We start from the raw sequence: 24,424 nt of genomic DNA on the forward strand, positions 1-24,424 counted from the left end.
CAGAGTTAACGTGGCCGCAACGAAGTCACCGAGAAATGGCAGCACGGATCGAAAGAAAAGGTCCGCGCGGTTTGTGAATTATCGATCAGATGTGTGTGAATTCAACGAGTGACGGTGGTGCCGACCCACGGTGCCCACGTGATCGCGCCGTACTGGAACGTCACCCGCACGCCGCCGCCGTACTGCGGCACCTCGTCACTGGTTGCCGGCCCCAGAGTGGGATCCCAGGCGCTGAAGATGCCACCACCGATGTTGTGGGTGCCGCCGATGGCGGTGGAGAACACCCTGAGGCCGTAGGGGCTGTCGAAGTCCTGGTAGGTGCCGTTGAACGGAGTGGTGGGCAAGAAGCCCGTGAAGCGCACCGCTTCTGCGACCGCGCGGGGAACTCCGACGAATCCGTTGGGCATCTCGTACACGACAGCATCCTGGCGGTACTGCGCCCAGGTGTCTCGGACGGGGAACACCGGCCCCAGAACGGCACCGAAGTTGTTGGGTGCTGCGGCGAAGCGGTTGTACTCGGCGGTCCGTGGAATGTTGTTCTGCAACAGACTCATCAGTGCCCACAAGGCAGGCTTGGCCGACCAATCGGTGCGCAACAGTCCGAAGGTCATCTCCGGGTCGTTGCTGCCGGTCTGCTTGTCACGGAGCTGATAGAGGAAGATCGGGCCGGTGTAGGGCAGCTCGCGCCACTTGGTGACGAAGTCGGTGATCATCGCGCTCTGCTGGTCCTCGGACGCCACCGATGTCGGCACGCCGTACTCGGTGGCCCAGATCTTCTTGCTGCCGTCGCCGTTGGCGACCATGGCCGTCCGCATGTCCATGACCTGCCGGGCCGGTGAGTGGTCGACGTACGGTCCTTCGGAGAACTTCAGGGAGTACTGGTACGGGTGGTAGGAGAGGGCGTCGAAATACCCTGCGGCACCGGCAGCGTACATCTGGTTGGTGAAATCGACGGGGTTGATGATTCCCCATGCCTGTTCGGCCGCGCCCAGGACGCCACCGACGACGGTGGCGGCCGAGTCGGCTGCTTTGATCTTGGGATACGCGGCCTTGAGCAGCGCGGTGTAGCCGGCGGGGTCGGGTTCCGGTGCGTAGAACATCGCCCCGTTGGGCTCGTTCCAGATCTCGTAGTCGGCCACCTTGCCCTTGTATCGAGCCGCGACTTTTCCGGCGAAGGTGCCGAATGCCGCAGGCGATGCCGGTCGGGTGTTGATGGGTTGGTTCACGGGCGAGGTCGCCCAGGCCGGGGTGTAGGCGATGATGCCGAGCATGGAGATGTTCGCTGCGCGCAGCTTGTTCACGACCCGGTCGACGGGCGCCCAGTTCAGTTGATTCTGGGTGGGTTCGACGGTCGACCACGGGATGGCGATGCGCATCGACTTCACGCCCATGGCGGTCACGAACTGCACGGTCGTATCGAGTTCGGCGTCGGTGGCCCAGAGCAGTCCGCCGCCGTCGGAGAGTCCGACACCGGGCGGGTTCGGGGCCGCCTCGGCACGTGATTGGGAGCCGACGAGGTGGTCGGGTGAAAGGAGAACGGACGTCGTTCCGAAAGCGAGCCCGACAGCGACGACCACTACCGTTGTCGCTGACATTATTGTGCGAAAGCCACCGCGAAAGTGAACCATCATCATTCTCTCCACCAGGGGGTCCGTACCAATCGACGGGCCGGTGCGGTGAATCATTGCACTACGAACGCAGCTTTGTACAAATCACAAGAATTGGCGCGATTTTTATGAAACTGCTGGTCGAGTACTGTCCGGTAAAAGCAAGCTTTTCGTTTTGGAACTCTCGGAGTTCTCGCCGTCGAGATCGGTTTCGGACGCCTTTTCCCATGCAAGGACGAGAAAGGCGTACATGACCGAAAACGCCATCGTCGTGGCCGGGATGGTGACCACCGGGAAGTCGAGCTGCAGTGCCACGACGGAGAAGCCGATCATTCCGCCGCCGTAGAACCCGTACTCCCACTGCCGAGCGCGGAGCAGTTTGTACCCCACTATCGCGATGACGACGAGTATCGCGACGAAGGCGATTCCGGCGACGAGACCCCCGCGGTAGATGGTCAGCAGGGGGGTGTTGGCAACGTAGTTGACCTCAAAAGCGACCGTGGGGTCTTTGAATTCTGCACGGCCCCAGCCGAGTCCGAACATCCAGTGGCCTTGCATGTGACCGGGGAATTCCACGAGGGCGTCACCGCGTGCACTCGAGCCCGCGTCTTCGTTGCCGAAGGAGGAGAAGACGCGATTGCGGACGGTCGGTACGGCGATGGCACCGACGAAGGCGGCCGCGAACGCGCCGACGATGGCGAGGCGCTCGCGGGTGCGTAGCTGCTGGAACACCAGCATCAACACCACGCCGAACACCACCGAGAACAGTGCGGCCCGCGAGAGCGTCAACACGATCGACAGGAACAGCAGGGCCGCAAGGGCTGTGCGCAGATAGCCGCGCAAGAGCAGCACGCACAGCATCAGTGCCAGCACGAATCCGATTCCGGCTGCGTTGGGGTCGACGTACGTGCCTGCCAATCGGACGGTGGCGGCTCCGGTGCTGCTGTAGACGAAGCGAGTGCTTTCCTCCTCGCTGCCGTAGCCGAATATCGACAGATAGCGGATGAGTTTCCCGGCGGGGTCGACGGCGAAGATCACCAGGGCGAAAGCGGCTGCGGCCGAGGCTGCATAGACATAGATGCGCCCGAACAATGCCAATTCGTCACGCTGCATTCTCAACAGGCAGACGACTACGAGTGTGGAAACGAGCCATTGACCGAATTCGACGTAGTCGACCAGAGCGCCACTCGTCGCGAATATCGACAACGCGGACGCAGCGATGAGCGCAATCATGGGCAGTTCCGGCCATGTGATGCGGCTCACGGCTGTGCGGTGGATCACAGTGGCGAGAACGACCGCGATACCCAACGCGAAAACCAACGGAGCGTGAACACCGGGTACGTATCCGAACGGCAACGCACCGAGTGAAAATGCAAGAGCGCGAGACAGATACAGCGGATGACGTAGGCCGATGTACGCTCCCACAGTCAGCACGACGAGGGCGAACGCCCCCAATTTCGCTGGAGTTCCGCCGACGATCATGGCGAATGTAACGAAAACGGGAACGATCACGATGGCTGCCGCACCGGCTCGTTGCGTGATGCTCATAGGCTCTGATGTTGTCACGCTTTCATGCACTCGCAACATCTACGCCGTGCCGAATCGTTCGCTGCGCTTTATTCTTTCCCCTTGACCGATGTCATTCGATAGGAGCACTCGTGGAGATTCGAGAGTACGGGCGAATTCTTCGCGCGGGTTGGTGGATCGTTGCGCTCGCGACGGTCGTCGGCATCGCCGGAGGCTGGGCCTACACGTTCTTCACGACGCCGCAGTATCAGGCGTGCGCCCGTCTGTTCGTCACCACGGAGGGCGGCAGCTCGGTCGGTGAGGCGTACCAGAACAACCTGTTCTCACAGGAACGCGTGACGTCCTACGCCGGATTGGCAACCAGCACACAGGTTGCGCAACGCGCGATAGATCAATTGCAGCTGCAGATGTCCCCGGACGAACTGCGTTCGCGTGTCACTGCGACCCCCATCGAGAAGACGGTGCTGCTCGATCTCTGCGCCACCGATCCCGATCCGGCCGTCGCTCAGGTGTTGACCAACGCAGTGGCCGGTCAGCTGACCCAGTTGGTACAGGAACTGGAAACCTCTCAGCGCGGCGGCAGCCCGGCAGCCGGCGCCACCGTCGTCGATCAGGGTGATGTACCGGCCTCGCCGATCGGCATGGGCTTGACCACTGTCCTCGGCCTCGGTGCTGCCATCGGCTTCGTGCTCGGCATCGCACTCGCGTTGCTTCGCGGTCTGCTGGATCGTTCGATTCGGGACAGGCCGCGCGCAGAGGAGATTTCGGGTCGCGTCGTCCTCGGCGGCCTTCCGATCGACGCGACGCGACCCAAGGCCGCCGTGGCATCGATGCAGAAGATGGGCGAGCCACTCCGCGCTCTGCGCACCAACATTCGCTTTCTCGGCGGGGGCACTCCTCCTCGCGTCATCACCGTCACCAGTGCGGCCGCGGGCGAAGGACGCACCAGCACCGCCATCGACCTCTCGGCCGTTCTCGCCGAGGCAGGGCACCGGGTGCTGCTCGTCGGCGGCGATCTTCGCAGCGCAACCCTGGGCACCCGGCTGGGAATCGACCAGAGCAGCGGCCTGTCGACGGTGCTCTCGGGCGAGCACAGCATCGAGGATGCCATCCAGGACGATGTGTTCGGCGGTGTCTCGGTGCTGCCCTCGGGTCCGGTGCCGCCGAATCCGAGCGAGTTGCTCGGGTCGGACCGCGCTCAGGAGCTGCTCGAGTCGCTGCGCGGCGAGTACCGCTACGTCATCGTCGATACCCCACCTCTGCTCCAGGTCACCGACGGCGCGATTCTCACCGCATTGTCCGACGGCACACTGGTTCTCGCGCGCACGGGTCGCACGACGCGCGAGAAGCTGAGGCGTGCGATCAAGGTGCTCGACGGGGTCGGGGCCACCGTGCTCGGCGTCGTGACCACCTTCGAGCCCGCAGCCCGACGCCTCCTCGGTGGCAGCGCGACGCCTACCGAGAGTGCCGCCGAGACTCCCGCTTCCGCAGAACCGTTCACTGCACCGTCCTCGGCACCTGCCCATTCCACATCGGTCAGGCCGAAGCCGGCGCAGAGCGATACCGCGACCTCCTCGGCGAGCAGAGGATAGTTTCGATGCCAGGTAGGTTCGCGGCACAGGTCGGCGTCGTGCTGACCGCCGCCGCGGTGCTGGTCTCCTGTTCTCAGCAGCCGTCGGTCGTTCTTCCGCCCAACGCGCCAACGGCTCCGGTCACCGCCGAGGCTCCGGCCTCGGAGCCGCCTCCGCCGTCGAATGTCGGTGGCACAGCTCCCGGTTCGCTGATCTCGGCCGAGCCGATCGAGGACATTGCGACCGACATCACCGAGCTCGGTGCCACCGCTACTCGGGTGGTGTATCGGTCGACCTCGGGTGTCACCGGTTCACCGACCGAGGTCTCGGGAACCGTCATCGTTCCGGCCGGTACTGCGCCCGAGGGTGGTTGGCCCATCGTGTCGTTCGGCCACGGCACCACGGGCGTACTCAATGCCTGTGGGCCCTCGTTGTACGCGAACCTGCTCGGCAATGCTCCGATCGTGGCCGCTCTGGCCCTGAACGGCTTCGCGGTGGCGATGACCGACTATCAGGGTCTCGGTATGGACGGTGACTACCACCCGTACCTGGACTCGAAGACGTTCGGCTACAACATGATCGATGCGGTACGAGCGGCCAGGAACTTCATGCCCACGCTCAGCACGCGGTGGGCGGCCTACGGCGTCTCGCTCGGCGGGATGGCCGCATGGGCGGCGAGCGATCGCAACGGTGAGTACGGCGGCGGCCTGGAGCTGGTCGGTACGGCCGCGATGGTGCCGGTGTCGGACATGTCGGGGCTGGCCGACGCGGCCGCGAACGAAACGTTGACTCGTGCTCAGTATCCCCTGCTGATGTACGCGCTGCACTCGTTGGCGATCTCGCATCCCGAGATGAACCTGGACGACTACCGGTCCGGTTTCGCGAAGGAGCGTTGGGACGATCTGCTCGAGTGTGTCCCGCCGGGGTCGCTCGATGTCCCGGAACTGCAGACACAGCTCGAGCCCGCCGATCTGAAGCCGGTGAGCGCCGAGGCCACGGACCGGCTACGTGGCTACCTGTCGGATATGGCGCTGCCGCAGCAGGGTTCGACGACACCGCTTCTGGTCATGTACGGCAGCCAGGACGATCTGATCCTCGAACCGTGGACCGAGAAGGCGCTGCAGCGCGCGTGTGACTCCGGAGACCTCGTCGAGTACGAGCTGCATCAGGGCGAGGGGCACGGCAATCTGGACAGCAGCCGATCGCTGCCGTGGGTCAAGGGCATGTTCGCCGGCCAACGCCCGGTCAACACGTGCGAGCTGAACAAATGATCGCCCCGACCGGTGTTCCGACCCTCAAGGACTACGGCCGAATTCTGTTGTCCGGCTGGGCATCGATCCTGGCCGCCGCGGTACTGTCGGCGGGCGTCGCGTGGTTGGCGACCTATCTCGTCGAGCCCTCGTACACCGCGGTGTCGCGAGTGTTCGTCACCACCCCTGGACCACCGTCGCCCAAGAACTCGCTCGACGGCAACCGAGGAGCGTTGGTTCGTGTCGAGTCGTACGTCGAGCTGGCCACCGGGGAGCAGGTGTTGCGACGCGTCATCGCATCCCAGGACCTGCCCGTCGAGCCCGACGTGCTGAAGCAGGACATCACGGTGGTGCCGAGTCCCGGCTCTGCGTTGATCGACATCTCGGTGGTGAACGCCGATGCCGAGCAGGCACGGGACATCGCCAATTCCGTTGCAGTGCAGCTCATCAAGTTGGTCGGGGAGATCGATCTGGGGGTCGACGGGCCGGTGTCGGTCCTGACTCTGGTGGATGCGGCGACGACGCCGGGTTCGGCCACGACACCGCAGGTCAAGAGCAACGTGATGCTGGGTGCGGGCATGGGGGTCGTGCTCGGTGGCGTACTGGTTCTCGCGCTCGGTATCGCGAGGGATTCGATCGACCATCGCGATCAGGTCGAACATCTGGTCAAGCAGGTCACGGGGGAGAGACGATGACGAACACACGAACGATGCTGCTGCGCAGAGCGGCAACAACAGGTGCGCTGGCGCTGATACTGGTCGCCGCGGGATGTTCATCGGACGATCCGGCGGTCGATCCGCAGTCCGTCGCCGTCGGGGCCACCTTGTCCGCCGATTACAGCGACGACGGCCCCGGTTCGCTCGAGAGTGCGGAAGAGTTGCTCACCGTGGACCGCCGGGTGAGCGCCATCTCCTCCATCGCCGCTCGAGTGGTGTACACGTCGACGTCCGGGATCGACGGGTCAACCCAACGAGTCTCCGGCACCATCTTCGCCCCGGAAGGCACTGCGCCCGAGGATGGTTGGCCGATCATCGCCTACGGTCACGGCACCACGGGGGTATTGAACGATTGCGGGCCGTCGACCGATCCGGAACTGCTCGGAAGCTCGCAGATCGTGGCGGCGCTGGTTCGCTCCGGATACGTGGTTGCCGTTTCTGACTACCAGGGTCTCGGTCTGGACGGCACGTATCACCCGTACCTCGATGCGAGGACCGTCGGGAACAACCTGATCGATTCGGTGCGCGCGGCCCGCAAGTTGGTGCCCGGTACGTCGACCCGCTGGGCATCGTTCGGTGGTTCGCAGGGTGGTCAGGCAGCCTGGGCGGCAAACGAACTCGCGCGCAGCTACGGCGTGGGACTCGACATGGTCGGGTCGGTCAGTCTGGTGCCGGCCGCCGACATCACCGGCCTGGCGGCCGCAGCCGCCGACGGAACCCTCACCGACGACCAGAAGCCGCTGTTGCAGTGGGTGCTGGTGGGCCTGTCGCAGGCCCATCCCGAGCTGGATCTGGACGACTATCGCCGCGGCATCGTCGCCGAGAAGTGGGACGAGCTCTCGGCATGCGGGGGCGTCCTCGCGGCCGACCGTACGTCGCTGGCCGCGCAGATCGGCGACGACGATCTGCGGCCGGCAACGCCGGAGGCCACCGCGGTTCTCGAGGGATACCTACGGGAGATGAGTCTGCCGAAGTCTCCTGCTGCTGCACCGATGCTGGTGATCTACGGCGGTGAGGACACGTTGATCTCCCAGGCGTGGACCGACACCGCCATCGGTGCCGGCTGCGCCGCAGGTGACACCATTCAGTATGTGCTCCAACCGAATTCCGGTCACGCAGACATCGACGGTGCTGCTGCGTTCGGCTGGCTCGGCGACCGGTTCGCCGGTACCGAGGCCGTCAACTTCTGCCCAGCACCACCACCAGCGCCGTGACCTGAAGAAGGTACCCATGACTGCTACTCCAGACAGCACCGCAGCCGCTGCGACTGCGCCCGCGCCTTCGGTGGCCGGTGAGTCCAAGCGCCCCGCACGCATCGTCGGCCTCGACGGCCCGCGTGGCTTCGCGTGCCTGTGCGTGCTCGCGGTCCACGTCGGTGGCCATTACTCACCGCAGACGGTGCTCACGTACAAGTTGGGGTTGCTGGGGCAGGGCCTGATCTTCTTCTTCGCGCTGTCGGGATTCCTGATTTTCCTGCCGATGGTACGAAAGTTGTTCGCAGGCAAACCGATGCCGAACAACTTCAGCTACGCGATGCATCGCCTGCTCCGGGTGTTCCCGGCCTATCTGTTCATCTTCCTGTTCGCGAACTTCGTCATGCGAGCGGTGTTCGTGGAGAACGCGGCCGTCGCCGAACGGCATTTCACCGACAACGGTCTGGGCGTCCTCACCGATCCGCTCACGCTGCTGGCAAATCTGACGTTGCTGCACTCGTACATTCCGAGCATGCTGCAAACCGGGATCAACCCGTCGTGGTCGCTCTCCCTGGAGTTCGCGTTCTACCTTGCGCTGCCACTGCTGACGGGCATCGCGTTCTATCTGCGCAAGCGCACGTCCATCTCGGCACCGGTGCTGGCGATGATTCCGGTGGTGATCATGTTCGTCATCGGTATCACCGGAAAGCTCTACACCGCCTCGCTCGTCGGGCCGTCGGGCATCACCGACCCGAAGTTGCTGGATTGGGGTCCCAACCAGGTCGCGGTGCTCAGCCGCAGCTTCTGGTCGCTGGCAGACAATTTCACGTACGGGATGCTCGCCGCCGTGGTGTTCGTCGCGATCGACAACGGGATGTTGAAGGGCGCGATCGCCACCAGGATGCGCTGGTGGACCGGACTCGCGATGATCCCCACCGCCGCGATCTCGCTGAAACTCATCGACGACAATGCACGCTGGCAGAGCTCCACCGTGGCATTCGGCTCGGCGCTGCTGATCCTGTTCATCATCGTGCCGTTGGCACGTGGGGAGAAGTCGCTGCTCGCCGAACGTGCCGACTGGGCACCGCTGAGCTACGTCGGCATGATCTCGCTCAGCGTCTACCTGTGGCACTTCCCCATCCTGATCATGGTGGGGCGCTTCGGGTGGATGGCTGGGGACAGCCCCCTGGGGCTCCTGCGGAACTTCGTGCTGGTGGGAGCGATCAGTATCGCCTTCGGGTCACTGACCTATCGATTCATCGAGAAGCCCGGTCTGACGTACGCGCGTCGCTTCAAGGCCTCCAAGTAGCGACGTGACGACGACGCGGCGATGGTTCGCAGCACTGTTGCTGCTACCCCTGCTTTCCGGGTGCGCGGTCGTTGTGCCCGTTGCCGGGCAGGTGCAGGGAGCCCTCGCGGCGGCACTGCGCGGGTCGGACCCCCAACCGATGGTGATCGCGGATCCGGGAACCGGTAGCGGGTCCATCGTCAGCGCCGAGACCATGCCCAATCTGCCGATCCAGGTGCGGCTTTCGGGCGTGAACGCGGCGCGGGTGGTGTACCGCTCGGTGCAACCGGGGGTGGGCGAGCGCGAAGTATCGGGCACGGTGTTCACCCCGTCCGGCGAGGCACCCGAGGGCGGTTGGCCCGTCATCTCCTACGCCCACGGCACCACGGGTATCGAACAGGCATGCGCTCCGTCGCGGTCCGCGTCGCTGCTGGGGGCCTCGGCGCTCGTACAGGGTTACACCACAGCCGGATTCGCGGTGGCCATCACCGACTACGAGGGACTCGGGCATCCGGGTAACCATGCGTACCTGGACAACATCACCGCCGGCTACGACGTCATCGATGCCGTACGGGCATTGCGGACGGTCTTTCCCGATGTGGGTACGCAGTGGGCTGCGTTCGGCGGATCGCAGGGCGGGGGTGCCGCGTGGGCGGCGAACGAACTCGCCGATTCCTACGCTCCCGAGCTGGATCTGGTCGGCGCGGTCGCGCTGGCACCGGGGGCGAACATGGTGGGGCTGGTGGACAAGGCCATCGCGGGAACACTGACCGACGATCAAGGCCCTCTGCTGCAGTGGGTACTGGAGTCGTTGGCGCGACGCGACCCGGCTCTGAACCTCGACGACTACCGCAGTGGCGACGCCGCTCAGGACTGGGCCGCGCTCACCGGCTGCACGCCGGACAAGGCCGGTGCCCGTGAGGACGCGGTGAACAGGCTGGGCAACAAGGACTTCGCCCCGAAATCCGATGCGGCTGCGGATGCCCTCCGGCGCGCACTGGCGGCGATGGCCGTGCCACAGCGCCCGGCGTCGGCACCGATGCTGGTGGCCTACGGTGATGCCGATACGTACATCGATGCGGCATGGACCGACGCGGCTCTCGAGCAGGCCTGCGGGTACGGAGACATCATCACCATCGATCGTCAGGCGGGCCGCGGGCACGGGGATGTGAACGGCGACGCCGTCAATCAGTGGATAGGGGATCGTTTCGCCGGGGTACCGGCGCAGAACGACTGCACGTGAGTAGGGGGAGCGTCATGGGGTTTCGGCAGAACGCGAAGGTGCGAGCGAAAGACGTCGTGAAGAAGCGTCTCGGACGCGGCATTCCGGTGGAACCGATCGACGAGCCGTATCTGGTGGTTGCCGTGCTGGGCCAGTCCAATGCCCACGGTGCCGGCGTCGGATTGGACGGGGCAGGCCTGGATGCGCCGCATCCACGGGTGCATCAGTGGGCCGGGTCGGGCCGGTCGAAGAACACCATCGTGGCGGGCAGCAATCCTCTGTTTCACGAGGTGCCCTCCAAGGCAGTCGGCTTCGGTCCGACGTTCGCCGCGCACCTCGCCGATGCGACGGGTAGGCCGGTGTTGCTGGTTCCGTATGCGCGCGGTGATTCGGGCTTCGCGCGGATCCACGGCATCTCCTGGGATCCGGCCGATACCGGCGCGCGAGTCAATCTGTTCTGGGATGCACTGCAGCGCATCCGAACAGGGCTGGCGACGAAGCCCGGCAACGAGCTCGCCGCGGTGCTGTGGCATCAAGGTGAGAGCGATGTGCCGCTGCTGACCGCGCCGGTGTACGCGGAGAAGCTCGACAGCCTGATCGACACGCTCCGAGGCGAGTTCGGCGACGTTCCGTTCGTGGTGGGCCAGATGGTGCCCGACGAGATCGAATCGGGGGAGGCGAACTACGCCGCCATCGATGCGGTGCATGCCGATAGTCCCCGGCGCAAGGCGAAAGTGGCGTACGTGCCGGGTCCGCGCGGGCTCTACAACAGCGAGACCGAGAAGATCCACTACAACGGCGAGGGGCAACGGGAACTGGGACGCCGAATGTGGGAGGCCTTCGCAGACATCTCTCCGAACGTACGGCGTTCGACCGACAATGCTTGACACACGAGGTGAATGTGGCACTAATAGGTGGTCGACAAAGGCCGGAATGGGGGCTTCCGGGAGAATTCGGCAACGCGGGGGACGCGTGCGGTTAATGCAGTAGAAACATGTAACGACCTGCGGGTTCTCGCCGATCAACAAACCGTTACCAAGTGACACAATAAGCACGAAAAGATAATCTGCACGACGGGGTGGCACGGAGCTGTGCCGATCACGCAAGGGTTCGGCAACGCGTAAGTACCGAGGGGAAGCAAGTGTCAGTCAGCGATCTGGAAGCGCAGAGTTCGGTTGTCTCGCGGCGTGATGCACGACGGTTACGCAGAACGACATCGCGTCGTGAATGGGAGACGCACTACACCGAGGGCCTCCGTGTCACCGATACGGTGGTCGTTCTCGGTGCGGTGACGGTTGCGCAGATCATCCGCTTCGGCGAGATCGATTTTCGTGAACCGTGGTCCGTCATCGGCTATCTCGGCATATCCGGAGTGCTCGCGATTCTGTGGCTGACGTTTCTCGCCATCTTCCGCACCCGTTCGCCACGGGTGATCGGCAACGGCTCGGAGGAGTACCGCCGCATCGTGTCGGCCACGTTCCGTCTCTTCGGAACCATCGCGATCCTCTCCCTGCTGTTCCAACTGGACATCGCCCGTCTGTATCTCGCGATCGCACTGCCCGTCGGGCTGATCGGACTTCTGCTCAGTCGGTGGGTGTGGCGAAAAGTGGTGTCACGCAAACGAGCTCGTGGTGGGTACCAGACCTCGGTGCTCATCGTCGGCAGCCGCAGCTCGGCCCTGGCCATGGCCAAGTCGTTCGAGCGTTCACCCGAGGCCGGCTACAGCGTGGTCGGGATCTGCCTACCCAACTACGAGCCCGGCAACGACACGTCCTTCACCGTCGACGGCGTCGAGATCCCGGTGCTCGGTGACGAGCACAGCGTCGTCGAGGCCATCGAGACCTCCGGCGCAGACACCGTGGCGGTGACTGCCACCGAACACATCGGCCATCGGGGACTGCGAAAGATGGTGTGGGATCTGGAGAAGAAGAAGGTCGACCTCGTGGTCTCGCCCGGCGTGGTGGACGTCGCCGGTCCCCGTCTGGTGATGCGTCCGGTGGCGAACTTCCCGCTCATCCATGTCGAGAAGCCGCAGTACAACGGTGCGAAGCGATTCGGCAAGACGGCGTTCGACTTCCTGTTCGCCGCCTCGGTCCTCCTGCTGATCTCACCGGTCCTGATCACTCTCGCCGCAATCATCAAGCTCACCAGCAAGGGCTCGATCTTCTACAAGTCCGAGCGAATGGGCATCGACGGCAAGCCTTTCCAGATGATCAAGTTCCGCAGCATGGTGCAGGACGCCGACAAGCGCGTACAGGAACTTGCCGCGCTCAACGAAGGGGCAGGCGGGGTGTTGTTCAAGATGCGCGACGACCCACGGGTCACCCGGGTGGGCAAGGTGATGCGCAAGTTCAGCCTCGACGAGCTGCCGCAATTCGTCAACGTGCTCAAGCGTGAGATGAGTGTGGTGGGTCCGCGGCCGCCGCTGCGCAGCGAAGTGGAAACGTACGACGGCGACGTGCGTCGTCGACTGCTCGTCAAGCCGGGTATCACCGGGCTGTGGCAGGTGAGTGGCCGATCGGATCTGTCGTGGGAGGAGAGCGTTCGCCTCGATCTCTCGTACGTCGAGAACTGGTCCATGACAGGGGATCTGCTCATCATCGCCAAGACCGCGGTCGCAGTTGCCAAGAGCGACGGCGCGTACTAGTTTTCGGGCGCTCACCCTGCGGACGGTCGGTTTTGTTCGTACCATGACGCAATGACAACTGTTTCGGAGAACGGACGTGACGTGACCATGGCGGAGAATACGTTTCACGACTTCTTGGCCGATCGCATCGATGTGATCGCCAAGGTTCATCTGAACAGGTCCACCTCGCTGCACGCGGTGATCTCCGACAGCGTCGATGCTTACACCTCGGCATTCGCGGAGTACCACGGCACCGACGTCCCCTTGGATCTACTCGCTCCCGAGGTCCGCTCCGAATTGAGCGATTTCATCCACCGCTGCGCCGAGGCCGTCGAAGAACCGGAGAACCCGCAGTTTCCCGTTCGTCGCTGAGAAACCTTCGCTTCGCCGGTTGTTCAACCGATCCTGTGACCGCAGTCTCCTGGGTGACGGTGGTGATCGCCTGTGTTTACTATTCCCGTATGCGCGCGTGACCTGAAGGCGATGTCCTCCAGGCACTTACTGTGACGGGTCGTCACGGGCTCTTGTCGAGTACGCCATTGTTCAGAACGACCGACGGGGAATGGAACAAATGCGAATCACAGTGTTCGGTACCGGTTACCTCGGTGCCACTCACGCGGCGTGCATGGCCGAGCTCGGCCATGAGGTGCTCGGCGTGGACGTGGACCCGGCCAAACTCGCGAAGCTCGAAGCCGGCGAGGTCCCGTTCTGGGAGCCCGGTCTCGAAGAGGTGTTGCAGCGGAACATCGCGGCCGGCCGCCTCCGCTTCACCGCGTCTTACCAGGAAGCCGCGGATTTCGCGGAGGTTCACTTTCTCGGTGTCGGTACGCCCCAGAAGAAGGGTGAGTTCGCAGCCGACATGAAATTCGTGGACTCGGTCATCGAGACACTCGCGCCTCTGCTCACCAAGCCGGCCGTGATCTTCGGTAAGTCGACCGTTCCCGTAGGTACGGCAGAGCGGCTCGGCACCATCGCCCGCGAGCTCGCACCGGCCGGCGACGACGTCGAGGTGGCATGGAACCCCGAGTTCCTGCGGGAGGGTTACGCCGTCAAGGACACTCTGCACCCCGACCGCCTGGTGCTCGGCGTGGATCGCGCCCGTCCGGGTCGCGCCGAGGAGCTCGCCCGCGAGGTGTACGCGCAGCTGCTCGACGAGAAGATTCCGTTCCTGGTCACCGACCTGGCCACGGCCGAGTTGGTCAAGGCATCGGCCAATGCGTTCCTGGCTACCAAGATCTCGTTCATCAACGCTATCGCGGAGGTCTGCGAGGCCGCCGGGGCCGATGTCACCGTGCTCGCCGACGCCATCGGCCACGACGAGCGCATCGGCCGCAAGTTCCTCAATGCCGGCATCGGCTTCGGCGGCGGCTGCCTGCCCAAGGACATCCGGGCGTTCATGGCGCGGGCCGGTGAACTGGGCGCTGACCAGGCGCTGACGTTCCTGCGCGAGGTCGACAACATCAACATGCGACGCCGCACACGGATGGTGGAGTTGGCGCGTGAGGCCTGTGGGTCTCTCCTCGGTGCACGGGTCGCTGTGCTGGGTGCCGCTTTCAAGCCCGATTCGGACGACGTCCGTGATTCACCGGCCCTCAATGTCGCCGGGCAGATTCAGCTCCAGGGTGCCGCGGTCAACGTGTACGACCCCAAGGCCATGGAGAACTCCCGTGCACTGTTCCCCACCCTGACCTACAGCAGTTCCGCGCTCGAGGCTTGCGAGGGTGCCGACGTGGTGCTGGTGCTGACGGAGTGGAAGGAATTCAAGGCACTCGCTCCGAAGGATCTGGAGGGTGCGGTGCGCAGCAAGACTTTGATCGACGGGCGCAACTGCCTGGACCCGGAACAGTGGCGCGCGGCGGGGTGGAACTACCGCGGGTTGGGGCGTCCCTGATCGCAGCGGGCGAGGGTGTTTTCCGAAATTCATTCAAGGGAATGAATTTTGGAACTACGGGGGCATCTCCGACGGAACCCAATTTTGACGCCGGTTACCGGCTCGTACCGGGCACTTCGCTGGCTTCTACCTGCGTGTAGAGGTGCTGTCGCCCTTTATCGGCAGTAAGCGCACGCTGCGCTATATGATAAACGCCCTAAAAACAACTTCCATACCTGTGACTGGTCACAGTTCACGTTCAATCCGCTTGCCGCTGAGTGGTTTTGGGCGGAAATATTGCTAGCGGTATTCGATTGTTCTCGCGAATCGCAGCATTACCTTCGATGTGGTAAACAACGTGAATGCTGTTATTGGTTTGTGATCTGCGCCGCTCGCGTGGTGGTACATCGAACGGCATGGGACTATTTCAATTCGATACCAGTCGCACCGCGGATGGGTATCGATCGGATTCATCCGCTCGCCGGTGGCGTGCGTACTAGTGCAGAGGAGGGGAGCACGTGGCAACTGTCGGGGCTGCACACCGCTCTCTCTGGGGATCTCCCCGTCGTTCGGACGTGGTGGCAACGCGAACGCTGACGTCGCGTCATGTGTGGGAGCGTCAGTACGTCGCGCGCCTGCGGGTGACCGATGTCTTGGCTGTAGTGCTGTCGGTTGCTCTGGCTCAGATCGTGCGATTTGGCGATGTCGAGATGACGGGCTTACTCCCCGCCATGACGTATACGGGTGTCTCCGTCGCGCTGGCCGGTCTGTGGATCGCGTTTCTCTCGATCTTCCGTACGCGCTCACCCCGAGTGATCGGTGACGGTGCCGAGGAGTACCGCCGCATCGTCTCGGCCACCTTCCGCCTGTTCGGCGTCATCGCGATCGTGTCACTTCTGTTTCGCATCGACATTGCGCGGCTCTATCTCGCGATCGCTCTGCCGGTGGGGTTACTCGCGTTGCTGCTCACGCGCTGGGTCTGGCGAAAGGCCGTTTCACGCTCCAGGGGTAAGGGCGAATACAAGACGTCCGTACTCATCGTAGGCAGCCGTTCGGCGGCATTGTCGATGGCGCAGTCTTTCGAGAAGTCTCCCTCCGCGGGTTACGCCGTGGTGGGAATCTGCATGCCCGGCTACGAGGTTCCGCGGGACGGTGTGGTTCACATCGAAGGCACCGAAATCCCGGTCCTGGGCGGTGAGCACGACGTTCTTGACGCGATCGAAGAATGTGGTGCAGACACCGTTGCCGTCACCGCCACCGAGCACCTCGGCCACAAGGGCATCCGAAAGATGATCTGGGATCTGGAGAAGAAAGACGTCGACCTTGTGGTCGCGCCGGGTGTCGTCGATGTGGCCGGCCCCCGACTGGTGATGCGGCCCGTTGCCGGCTTCCCTCTCATCCATGTCGAGAAGCCGCAGTACAACGGCGCGACGCGCTTCAGCAAGACCGCATTCGACCTCACCTTCGCGGCTCTCGTCCTGGTGCTGATCTCACCGATCCTGCTGGCAGTAGCCATCGCGGTGAAGGCCACGAGTCGTGGCCCGGTGTTCTACAAGTCCGAGCGGATGGGAATAGACGGCAAGCCGTTCGCGATGATCAAGTTCCGCAGCATGACCGTCGACGCGGACAAGCAGGTTGCGAACCTACTCGATCAGAACGAGGGTGCCGGCGGTGTCCTGTTCAAGATGCGTGAAGATCCGCGGGTGACACCGGTCGGCAAGGTGCTGCGGCGTTTCAGTCTCGACGAGCTGCCGCAGTTCATCAACGTGCTCAAGCGCGAGATGAGCGTGGTGGGGCCGAGGCCTCCGCTACGACGCGAGGTGGAGACCTACAACGGCGAGGTTCGACGGCGATTGTTGGTCAAGCCGGGAGTCACAGGTCTGTGGCAGGTCAGTGGACGATCGGACCTGTCGTGGGAAGAGACTGTGCGGCTTGATCTTTCGTATGTCGAGAATTGGTCGATGGTGGGGGATCTGTTGATCATCGCCAAGACCATGAAGGCAGTGGCTGGAAGCGACGGGGCGTACTGATGCGCAGTCACTTACTTCAAAGCGATCCTAAAGTCAGATGTTTCACGCCAACCAGGAGCCCAATACCGCATACACATCCGCGGCCTCAAGAACGAACGGTTTTCTCCGGACCGCACTCTTACCAATATAGAATGTGAGGCCAGAGTATGACGAATAACCAGGAACGGGTTCTGCATGTTGTCGAAGCTTATGGCGGAGGGGTGCAGGCCGCAATATCGTCGTACGTAGAAAACTCCCCAGAATTTGAGCACCTCATCTTCGCAAGGCAGAGAACGGCGCACGATATCGGAGACCCGCTGGACAATAGCCTCACTACCGTAAGCGGATCGCTGCCACGATTTCTAGTTGAAGCAGTCAGATACGCTAAATCAGTAAGACCCGATATAGTACACCTTCATTCTAGTTATGCGGGCTTGCTTCGACTGTCGGCAATGCGCGCACCGCATATGATCTACTCGCCGCATTGCTTTGCGTTCTATCGTCAGGACATGTCCGCTCTCTCTCGCCTGCTCTTCTATATCGCCGAGCAAATGCAGAGCATTCGAAAACAAACTGTGGCCGCGGTTAGTCCTCACGAGTTGTATGTGGCGACGTCTTTAATTGGGCGTCCGCAGGGACATTACCTTCCCAATGTAAGCAGAGCAAAAGATAGTTCAATTAATTATTTACATGGTAATTCCGGCGCATTCAAACCTCGGATAATCAGCGTGGGACGGATATCGGCGCAGAAAGGGCCGGGTTTCCTTGCTGAATGTGCCCGGAGAACTGCTGGACAATACTCGTGGACCTGGGTCGGAGACGGAACACGCGAGCTTCGAGCCGAATTAGAAGAGGCCGACGTTCACGTAACCGGTTGGATTCCTAATGAGCAGGTATGGAAAGAAATCGCCGAAGCAGATTTGTTCGTTCACGCAGCATTATGGGAAGGTGCGCCCATCACACTGGTTGACTCGATCCGACTGGGGACACCGGTTATTGCTCGGACCAGCCGGCAACTGGACGGGCTTGGCTACTATCAGGGCGGTAAAACTCCTGCTGAACTGGTCCATAGCGTAAACGAATTTTTCACCAACGCCGACATCCGACATCGTGTTCTTTCAATAAGTTCACAAGCAGCCGCTATTAGAACGGCAGAAGCGCAACACGACGCGATTCGAAAGCTGTACACATTTCATCGAAGGGAAAATTCCGCTAGTGAAGATATACATGCCGAGCCGAATCGTTGATCGGCATGTCGGCGGAAACACCACATACGCCCGACAACTACGTTCTGGACTTGTGGAACGAGGTGTCGAGGTCGGAACAGTGCCCAGTGGCGGTAACCCCCTGACCACTGCGCTCCGCGAGAGTCTGTTTGGTCTAAAAGCAAGAGACGAGTCAGACGTCATTCACTATGTCGCCGACACAGGACCCATCATTTCTACGCGATGCAAGTCCGTCGTCACCGTACATGGTGTCGCTAGCCATTGGATATCTGGAGTTCGATCTCCGATTCAGGAGAAAATATGGCGCAGTAGGGTATCACGAGCAATCGACTCGACGAACATGGTGCTCACAGTCTCAAGTTCCAGTGCCGATGACATTGCGGAAGTCTTTAAGATCGATAGAGCTAACGTAAGGGTAATACCTCACGGAATTGATCTCGAAAAATTCTCGAACCGGACCTTGACAGCAGACCCGATCAGAAACCGACTACCTAAACAGTACATCCTATACTTAGGTAACATCGAGCCGAGAAAAAATATCGACAACCTGGTTAAAGCGATTGATGCATTGGCAACGCAGATTCCCGAAATACACCTTGTGATCGCGGGCAGGCAAGCTTGGGGATACGAAAAGACAATGCAGCTCATAGACTCAAGCCCGAACTGCACGTACTTGGGATTTATTTCCGATAGTGAGCGTTTAACCCTAATGCAGAACTGCTCACTGTTCGCGTTTCCGAGCTTGTACGAAGGATTCGGGTTCCCGGTGCTGGAGGCGCTCGCCTGTGGCGCGCCTGTGGTCTCGTCTCGTAATGGGGCTCTGAGCGAGGTCGCAGGTCCTGCTATGACGTTTGAATCAACGGACGTCGAAGGTGTTATTACGGGAATAGAACGAGGCCTGAGGGACCATGAGTGGCGAAGATCCGTGATATCGGCAGGACCTGAATGGGCGTCGCGATTTAACTGGGCGCAAAGCGTAGCACTACACGTAAAAGCATATGAAGAGGTGCTGGAACTGTGAAAATTGCTCTTATCCACGCCTATAGTAGCTTGAACTCGGGCGATGGACTCCTGGTTGATGAGTCTCTTGCATTGGCGCGCCAAGCATTTGGAAGCGATGCCACGATCGACCTGTTTGCCTCGCAGCCGGATTCTTTTGGTGATGGTTTCGCCGCAATCTACAAAACAATCCCCGGAAGGTTCGGCTACGACCGTCAGTACATCAAGCAGATACGGAAACTGGATGAATATGACTTCATCCTAGCGGTTGGCGGGGGCTATCTACGTGGCGGCACACCAATGGAGTTAGCCAAGATGCTCTTAGTCCACGGGCCGCAGCTGTTTTTTGCATCCCGCGCGCGGACTGCTTCCGTATATCTTCCGCAGAGTATAGGTCCGCTTCGCTTCGGAATCCGACCTCTAATCCGACGCTACCTGCGAAATATCGACTATGTGGTGGCTAGAGACGGCCGGACTGTCCAAGAACTGGAACTAAAGAACGTCGAGCGAAGGCCGGACCTCGCTGTCAGCGCGGCGACGGGTCTGGAATGTCGTGAAAACGATGTTGAAGGGCTTCCGATCTTAAGCGTGCGTGCAATTCGAGGAAAACTACCCCCGTTGGTGCGTGAACTTGCTAATCAACTGGGAGAGTACGATACGTATATTCAGAGTCGAACTCGAGGAAACGACGATACATCGGTCACCTCTGAATTACCCGCAGTTCGCGAAGTCGAAAGAGACGAACTGCTGAGGTCGAAGACAGCAAGGGTCGTTGTGGCCGTACGCCTTCATGCTGCCCTAATGGCAATTCAGGCTGGCCACTTCGTGATCCATCTCGCCTACGAACGAAAAGGATTTGGGGCATTCGATGATTTCGGAATCCCTGAATACGTACATAATGTAAACAGTTTCGATCCTGCGCTTGTGAGATATCAAGTACATTCACTGCAAAATTCTGCTATAGAGCGTAAAAGATACTTCGAGTCTGTACAAAAAGTAAGAATGCGTTCATCCTTCGAAAGGACGTCGATAGCGAACATGATGCGCAAACTTGCGCAACAAGACCAAGGTGTGTAGTGCTAACGTCTGGAGGTTGGTGCAAGGCAGAGATCATCGTCGGCCGAAAGTACGCTTGGTAGAGAAAACATCTCAGGGAGCGAAATTGAAAGTACTCTTTCTCAGCCATTCTGCTGAAGGTTCGACCATCAAAGTTGGCAGTCACCATCTGTCTCGGGAGATAAGCCGGCTGGGACACGACGTGGCGCACATTTGCACGCCCGTGTCGTCAGTACACCTCCTAACAAGGCGTGAAAAGAAATCAACCGCGCGGATGAAGCTGTTGCAGCAGAGAGTCCGACAGGAAGGAGTTCTACACGCCACCTACAAGACCATGTTTCCAATTTCCCTGTTCAGACAACGTCGCCGGTTCCTAGCAACCATCAAATCCCTCGGTTTTACGGACCCAGATATTGTCTTTATCGACCAACCTCTTATGAATTTCGGGTCCAGCTTCAAAGACGCACGGGTAATTTATCGGCCGACCGACATACACCCCAGGGGTCGTCTTCGGCAGAGAGAAAAGCAAGTGGTCGCCAATACCGACGCTATCGTTGCGACCTCTACTAGGGTGCTAGACAGCCTATCTCCACGGCTCGGGACACCTACTTTAGTGCTCGAAAACGGGGTGGAAACCGCGAGATTCACTGGGCTCGATCTGGCACCGGAAAATAGGGTTGGTGCAGTGTATGTTGGCGCGCTCGACCATCGAATAGACTGGGATGCCATAGTCGAGATTGCGAACGCAATTTCACCGGATGTTGTGACACTTGCTGGGCCCGTGACTGTCGCTGCTCCTCCTATGCCGTCCAACGTAGTTCTGCATGGTCCAGTCATGTATTCAGACATGCCCGGACTTTTGGGTCGGCACCGCGTTGGCATTTTGCCGTTCAATGCAAACGTCCTGAACTCAAGCAGGAGTCCCATGAAGTATTACGAGTATCTTGCGGCGGGACTTTTTGTGGTGGGAAAATCTACTCCATCGCTTCAGGAAAGACGCGCGCCTGGTGTATGGCTATATGATGCAATCGATGGTATACGAGAAATTTTTAGGGCAAATGAATTCAACAAATCATTAAATCTTGAGGGTAAGGACTATTCGGCCAATTACGACTGGTCACGGCGAGCAGACGATCTGCTTAATTTTGCGAAGGCAGACGTCTGATGGATGTGAAGAATAGAGGTACCACAGATAGATTTGGTCGGAAGCGTAGCGTGAATCCAAGATATGTTGGTGATCGCTCCATTTCTGTTCGGACTCCGTGGTGGATAAATCCTATCTGGCCCGCGTCCTTACTCATGATCGTGGTCGTCACGGCTGGAACACTAGTGTCGGAACGTTCGTATGAAATGTGGAATGTGCCGAAGTACATCTCTGGTGACCTGGCTCTGAGTGCGCTCATTGGGGGCGTGGGGTTTCTGATTGGATTGTCAATATTCTCTCTGCGCATCAGAAACGGTCAGGACGTCCCGGTTACGGTGGCACAATCAACCCTGGTCAAGTTGGACCGCGTGACGCACAGGATGTTTTTTGTCGTTCTGGCATCATACGTGGCTTGGGTGCTGGTTGCGCGTCAGCAGGGGGCTGGACCGGAGCAACTGTTGGCCGCAATACAGCTGAAGGAGGGTGCAGTTGGCGATCTGAAGGATGTTAGTGCGCCTGTGGGTGGGATAACTACTTTTACTCAGTTCGCACCCGTAGTTGTCGCCGTTAGGTTTCTGCTATTGAGGGTTAAGTTCGCAGAGAGAGCATATGAGATCTGGATAATCGGAGCGTTGTCCCTCGGGCGAGCGTTTCTTTATGGCGAGCGGCTCGCGTTGATCGAGATTGTTGTTCCGCTGGTAGTAATTTTGGTGACTGTTCAGAACGGCACCAATAGATCCATTGGCAGAAAGCGGTTTGGTGTATTACCTGTCCTGGCTTTGCCAGGGCTGTGGTCAGTGTTTGCAATCTTCGAGTACTCAAGAAGCTGGGTTTATTACAAGACTCAATTAACCATTCCTTATTATCAGTTTGTGAGTGAGCGTCTGCTTGGTTATTATATGACCGCAGTCAATAACAGCGCTCTTTATTATGATGCGATGCACAATCGCAAGTACGATCCGCTCTTTAGCTTTCCCTCACTGTGGGATTCACCGGTAATTGGTTCTTTGCTAGGGCCAGCTCGGGCAGGTAGCAACGGGCTGAGGTCAACCTGGAGCTATTTGCTTTCTACATCTGGTAACCCTGAATTTAACAACGTCGGCACGTTTCTTGTTGTGGATGCCGATTTGGGTACCTTGGGTGCCTTCGTTTATTGGTTGGCTTTGGGCGTTGGAGTCGGATACGCTTTTTATCGCTTGAGAATGCAGTCGCTGGTCGGAATCGTTGCCTATTCAGTGGTGTTCGTCGGTTTAATGGAGATGGTTCGAATTGTGTACTGGGTGCAGGGCAGATTCATCCCGACTCTGATCGCGGTCGCAATCGTCTATTTTGTCGCACATTCAAGCAAAGAGGGTGCGGAACGACGTGGGGTGAGTCTTGCAAGGTAAACGAGTACTTCTGCTTGGATTTATGGATCAGGGTGTAGTCGCGTTCGGTTCTTTAGCTTTGCTCGTGACTGCTGGACGTATGTTCAGTCCAGGTGACCTCGGTATTTTCGTATCGGCTATTACCACTGCGCAGATCGGGGTGGTAGTGGTCCGTTCGCTTACAGGTGAAGTTCTCTTGATACTAGATGGGGCTGAGTTTCGGTCCGTCAAGAAACTTGAAAGTTCGTTCGTACAATTCTGCATTGTAGTCACAATGTTACCGGTTCTGTCTGGGATCTTGCTTATAATTTTCGGCACGGGGCCGTTATTGCTCGGGCTCGGGGCGGGACTTGTGCTAATTTTCCCCTATGTTTTACAGGACACGCTGAGATATCTCCTGCTCAGACGCGGTCATGTCGGGGAGCTTTGTTTGGTGGATCTTTGCGTATTGGTCGGTCAATTGTGTTTTATAGCCATTTGCGCGAGTCGTGGTGTTCCTGTGCTGGAAGTGATTCTGCTAGCGGGGATCGTACCGGCCATGGTGGGATCGGCGCGAATTGCCTCGGCCGCTCGCCCTGACTTCTTTTCTGGATGTATTTCTTGGTTTCGTGTATCCATTTCGTATTCGGGCGCATTTGCGGTTGAAGCCATCGTTGGTGCCTTAGTGCAATGGTTAGCGATGTTCTCGGTGGCATACTTTGCGAGTCTGGAAGATGCTGCTGCATTCCGGAGCGTAATTGTTATCTTTGGCGTAACGAATGTTGTGCTAGCGTTCCTTCGTTCCTCTGTGTTGCGATATGTTGTGACAGATGGCGCGATGACTTCTGCGAAAGCGATTCGATCTTCGCTGTCGATGGCAATGTTTGTGACGGTCACAATTGGAGCGTCCTACATTTTGCTGTCTATAATCCCAGCTTCGCTTGGTGAATCATTGCTGGGGCCCACCTGGGTTAGTGCTAGTGCATTGCTAGCAGTAGGAGCACTCAGTCGATTCGGCGCAGCGCTCGCTGCTATACCGGGCGTGCTTTTACGGGCAACGCGCGTGACATGGCCGGCCACGGCGGTCAGATTGTCAGTGAGCATGCTATCCCTGCTGGTCGTGCCTGTTGCGATTTATCGATTTGGAGCAGAAGGAGGGTTCTTATCTATGGCCGCATTCTCGTTCATAATGGGAATTGCACTGTCGGCTTTGGTACCGCGGAGTATAAGTGGACAGAGGTTGGTTGCGACTGAGGTTAGGTCTTAATGGAGCGACGGATGCAGGTTATCGAGTTTTTACTGGTCTTGCAAAAGCGCCGTTTTGTTGGCCGATTTGTTCGTCAAATTATGATGTTGATTGGTGTCGACGTTCCCAGAACTGTAACCATCGGTCGAGGGTTGAGAGTTTACCATCGCGGTTACGGCCTGGTTGTTCACCCCAAGACTATTATTGGAAATAACGTACGGTTGTACCACGGTGTTACGATCGGCCGAGCAGACCCTCATACGGGTGTTCGCGAGCCGGAGAATATGGTCTTCACGATTGAAGATGATGTTTGGCTTTGTGTAGGTTCGGTCGTTTTAGGAAAAGGCAGCGGTATTCGAGTCGGTCGAGGAACTATCCTCGCGGCTAACTCGGTACTAATATCCGATACGGGCGAGGGTGAGATTTGGTCTGGCGTCCCCGCAAGAATGGTTGGACGCCGTCGAGATTTTGGCGAAAATTTGGATCGCCAGCCGTAACCATTCGCCGTTTGGTCTACGGCTTTGCGTT

Annotated in this window: 19 protein-coding genes; 17 read left to right on the top strand and 2 right to left on the bottom strand. The window is 59.9% G+C overall.

What is annotated here, in order from left to right:
- Positions 1-101: 101 nt before the first annotated feature.
- Positions 102-1,595: a glycoside hydrolase family 5 protein gene (locus tag CH249_RS11545; protein WP_256988273.1), complete on the bottom strand. Its 1,494-nt coding sequence runs from the start codon at positions 1,593-1,595 to the stop codon at positions 102-104.
- A gap of 138 nt (positions 1,596-1,733) precedes the next feature.
- A complete protein-coding gene (locus CH249_RS11550) occupies positions 1,734-3,155 on the bottom strand; it encodes an O-antigen ligase domain-containing protein (RefSeq protein WP_256981057.1) in 1,422 nt (473 codons plus the stop codon).
- 110 nt (positions 3,156-3,265) lie between these two features.
- On the opposite strand from CH249_RS11550, the gene CH249_RS11555 reads away from it, so the two are divergent.
- From CH249_RS11555 to CH249_RS11635, 17 genes are all read left to right on the top strand, one after another.
- On the top strand, positions 3,266-4,726 hold the full coding sequence (locus tag CH249_RS11555) for a polysaccharide biosynthesis tyrosine autokinase (RefSeq protein WP_094683449.1): 1,461 nt from the start codon (positions 3,266-3,268) through the stop codon (positions 4,724-4,726).
- A 5-nt stretch (positions 4,727-4,731) separates the two neighbouring features.
- Positions 4,732-5,976, top strand: coding sequence for a S9 family peptidase (locus tag CH249_RS11560; RefSeq protein WP_094683450.1), 1,245 nt, complete (start codon positions 4,732-4,734; stop codon positions 5,974-5,976).
- Entirely contained in the window at positions 5,973-6,650 is a 678-nt protein-coding gene (locus tag CH249_RS11565; protein WP_094630468.1) for a YveK family protein, read from the top strand. The genes CH249_RS11560 and CH249_RS11565 overlap by 4 nt, the downstream gene beginning before the upstream one ends.
- Positions 6,647-7,885 carry a lipase family protein gene (locus tag CH249_RS11570; protein WP_256988274.1) on the top strand — a complete coding sequence of 413 codons (1,239 nt, stop codon included), beginning with the start codon at positions 6,647-6,649 and terminating at the stop codon, positions 7,883-7,885. Before CH249_RS11565 ends, CH249_RS11570 begins: the two co-directional genes overlap by 4 nt.
- 16 nt (positions 7,886-7,901) lie before the next feature.
- Positions 7,902-9,173, top strand: a complete 1,272-nt coding sequence (locus tag CH249_RS11575) for an acyltransferase (protein WP_094683451.1) — start codon at positions 7,902-7,904, stop codon at positions 9,171-9,173.
- Positions 9,174-9,177: 4 nt separating this feature from the next.
- Positions 9,178-10,395: a lipase family protein gene (locus CH249_RS11580; RefSeq protein WP_256988276.1), complete on the top strand. Its 1,218-nt coding sequence runs from the start codon at positions 9,178-9,180 to the stop codon at positions 10,393-10,395.
- Positions 10,392-11,261: a sialate O-acetylesterase gene (locus tag CH249_RS11585; RefSeq protein ID WP_256988277.1), complete on the top strand. Its 870-nt coding sequence runs from the start codon at positions 10,392-10,394 to the stop codon at positions 11,259-11,261. The genes CH249_RS11580 and CH249_RS11585 overlap by 4 nt, the downstream gene beginning before the upstream one ends.
- A 254-nt stretch (positions 11,262-11,515) precedes the next feature.
- On the top strand, positions 11,516-13,021 hold the full coding sequence (locus tag CH249_RS11590) for a sugar transferase (RefSeq protein ID WP_230596900.1): 1,506 nt from the start codon (positions 11,516-11,518) through the stop codon (positions 13,019-13,021).
- A gap of 51 nt (positions 13,022-13,072) precedes the next feature.
- Complete coding sequence (locus CH249_RS11595) at positions 13,073-13,372, top strand: hypothetical protein (protein WP_094630465.1); 300 nt, start codon at positions 13,073-13,075, stop codon at positions 13,370-13,372.
- Between the two features lie 199 nt (positions 13,373-13,571).
- A complete protein-coding gene (locus tag CH249_RS11600; protein ID WP_094683533.1) occupies positions 13,572-14,891 on the top strand; it encodes a UDP-glucose/GDP-mannose dehydrogenase family protein in 1,320 nt (439 codons plus the stop codon).
- A gap of 497 nt (positions 14,892-15,388) precedes the next feature.
- Entirely contained in the window at positions 15,389-16,900 is a 1,512-nt protein-coding gene (locus CH249_RS11610; protein WP_179273285.1) for a sugar transferase, read from the top strand.
- A 146-nt stretch (positions 16,901-17,046) separates the two neighbouring features.
- Positions 17,047-18,126 carry a glycosyltransferase gene (locus CH249_RS11615; RefSeq protein WP_094683455.1) on the top strand — a complete coding sequence of 360 codons (1,080 nt, stop codon included), beginning with the start codon at positions 17,047-17,049 and terminating at the stop codon, positions 18,124-18,126.
- Positions 18,107-19,126, top strand: a complete 1,020-nt coding sequence (locus tag CH249_RS11620) for a glycosyltransferase family 1 protein (protein ID WP_094683456.1) — start codon at positions 18,107-18,109, stop codon at positions 19,124-19,126. The genes CH249_RS11615 and CH249_RS11620 overlap by 20 nt, the downstream gene beginning before the upstream one ends.
- Complete coding sequence (locus CH249_RS11625) at positions 19,123-20,181, top strand: polysaccharide pyruvyl transferase family protein (protein ID WP_094683457.1); 1,059 nt, start codon at positions 19,123-19,125, stop codon at positions 20,179-20,181. Before CH249_RS11620 ends, CH249_RS11625 begins: the two co-directional genes overlap by 4 nt.
- Positions 20,156-21,325, top strand: a complete 1,170-nt coding sequence (locus CH249_RS27555) for a glycosyltransferase (RefSeq protein WP_143544426.1) — start codon at positions 20,156-20,158, stop codon at positions 21,323-21,325. The genes CH249_RS11625 and CH249_RS27555 overlap by 26 nt, the downstream gene beginning before the upstream one ends.
- A 134-nt stretch (positions 21,326-21,459) precedes the next feature.
- Entirely contained in the window at positions 21,460-22,692 is a 1,233-nt protein-coding gene (locus tag CH249_RS11630; RefSeq protein ID WP_143544428.1) for an oligosaccharide repeat unit polymerase, read from the top strand.
- A 1,236-nt stretch (positions 22,693-23,928) separates the two neighbouring features.
- The gene (locus CH249_RS11635; protein WP_179273283.1) at positions 23,929-24,393 is read left to right on the top strand and encodes a serine O-acetyltransferase; all 465 of its coding nucleotides are present in this window, start codon (positions 23,929-23,931) and stop codon (positions 24,391-24,393) included.
- Positions 24,394-24,424 lie beyond the last annotated feature (31 nt).

Origin of the sequence: Rhodococcus sp. 05-2255-3B1 (assembly GCF_002258545.1) — a bacterium.
In the GTDB taxonomy this organism is placed as follows: Bacteria; Actinomycetota; Actinomycetes; order Mycobacteriales; family Mycobacteriaceae; genus Rhodococcoides.